This window comes from Corynebacterium sp. ACRPE (assembly GCF_022347435.1).
GTDB classification, from domain to species: domain Bacteria; phylum Actinomycetota; class Actinomycetes; order Mycobacteriales; family Mycobacteriaceae; genus Corynebacterium; species Corynebacterium tuberculostearicum_D.
Map to the genome: position 1 here is coordinate 1 of NZ_JAKRNA010000048.1, position 2,049 is coordinate 2,049.

Here is a 2,049-nt window from a genome sequence, read left to right on the forward strand (position 1 = left end):
GCAGACAAACCAATCAACACACAACCATGCACACAAAAAATAAAAAGTACATTGGCACACTATTGAGTTCTCAAACATCATCCGCACACCACAAAAAAATTAACCTACCGTTAACCTCTCGATGGCGGCCCGTACAAACCTACTCAACCAAATGAACCAAGTCAAATCATCGAACCAAGTCCGCACAAAATTCGCTAGAAAGTAACCTCCCGGCTACCTCGCGGCGACTTCGATAAAGCTACACCCCCACCTAGAAACACACAAATCCCCTGGTAAATGGCCAATAACCGTTACCAAGGGATCATGTAGCTACCTTATTGACACGAAGCGTGACGGCATTAGGAAGGATTCGCAACCCGTGCCCCAGCGAAGCGCTTCTTGCCCTTGCGCAATACCAGCCACGAGCCATGCAGGAGGTCTTGGGAAGACGGAGACCATTCGATGTCCTCGATGCGCTGGTTATTCACGTATGCACCGCCTTCACCAACAGTGCGGCGCGCGGCACCCTTCGATTTCTCCAATCCCGCACCTACCAATAGATCCAGGATCGTGGCATCCGAGCTGACTTCCGCTACCTCGGTCTCCTGCAATGCAGAAGACAGGGTGGCCTCGTCCAAATCCTGTAACCCCGCCTTACCGAACAAAGCTTGAGAGGCCAGCTCCACTGCTTCGGTGGCTTGTGCGCCGTGGACCAGTGTGGTCATTTCTCGCGCCAACACTCGCTGCGCCTCACGCTTGTAGGGTTCCTCCTCTACCTTGCGCTCCAGATCCGCGATCTCCTCCTGAGTCAAGAATGTAAACCAACGCAGGTAATCGATAACCACCGCGTCTCCAGCATTAATAAAGTACTGGTACCAGGAGTATGGGCTGGTCAGCTGCGGATCCAACCATAGCTTGCCGCCGCCGGTGGATTTGCCGAACTTATTACCCTCGGCATCCGTCACCAGCGGTACCGTCAGGCCGTGGACTTTCGCACCATTCACGCGCCGGTTCAGATCCACACCGGAAACGATGTTGCCCCACTGGTCGCCGCCGCCAATCTGCAGGACACAGTCGTACTCATTGTGCAGGTGCACAAAGTCGTTAGCCTGCAGCAGCATGTAGGAAAACTCAGTGTAGGAAATGCCATCGGACTCCAAGCGGCGCTTAACCGTATCGCGGTCCAGCATGGTATTCAGCGAGAAATTCTTACCGATATCGCGCAGGTACTCGATGACGTTGATCTGGCTAATCCAGTCCGCGTTGTTCACCATCACCGCTGGGCTTGCAACGTCACTCTCATCGGTGAAGTCCACGAAAGATTCAAGTTGGGTCTTGATCATCTGCATATTCTCTGCGATCTGCTCTTCCGTGAGCATAGAACGCTCCCCAACATCACGTGGGTCACCAATCATTCCCGTCGCACCGCCGGCCAGCGCGATTGGACGGTGGCCGAATTGCTGAAAGCGTTTCAGCATAATCAGTGGTACTAGGTGCCCAGCGTGCAGCGAGCTTCCCGTCGGATCGAAACCGCAGTACAAGCTGATCGGGTTCTCTGTGGCCTCTTTCAAAGCCTCCAAATCCGTGGACTGGTTAATGAGCCCGCGCCATTCCAGTTCGTCAACAATGTTCGTGTTGTTAGTCATACGTAGGTGCTCCCCTGTTTCCTAATTATCTAAGTGTCTGCTTTTCCAGAGCGTGTGGCTTTAGTTACTTGGACCCAATGGGCCAGTCCTTAGCCTCGTCCACCAGCAGGACCGGAATGCCGTCCTGCACCGGATAGGCCTTGTTCAGCCTGGGGTTAACCAAATAGTCGCCGTGATCCTCCAGCGGTTGCTTGTCGATCGGGCACGCGAGGATCTCTAGGAGCTTCTGATCAATCATGCTGCTAAGTCTAACCCGTGCCCCAGCCATCCCACCGAGTGACTCTCTGTAGTTGTTTACCGCTTTTGAGGTTACCCTCAAGTAGTGGACACCCTATTTGTACGGATCTTGTGTCCGTAGGAGAGGATGTTCATTGTGAATCAACAGCGCAAGAAGTACACGCCGGAGTACCGGCGTGAAGCCGCA

At 53.7% G+C, this 2,049-nt stretch carries 2 protein-coding genes; both read right to left on the reverse strand.

The window, feature by feature from the left end; all coding sequences use genetic code 11:
* Positions 1-338: 338 nt before the first annotated feature.
* Positions 339-1,625, reverse strand: a complete 1,287-nt coding sequence (tyrS, locus tag MHY13_RS11995; protein ID WP_239191308.1) for a tyrosine--tRNA ligase — start codon at positions 1,623-1,625, stop codon at positions 339-341.
* 64 nt (positions 1,626-1,689) lie between these two features.
* Complete coding sequence (locus tag MHY13_RS12000) at positions 1,690-1,863, reverse strand: Trm112 family protein (RefSeq protein WP_034656461.1); 174 nt, start codon at positions 1,861-1,863, stop codon at positions 1,690-1,692.
* Between the last annotated feature and the right edge of the window lie 186 nt (positions 1,864-2,049).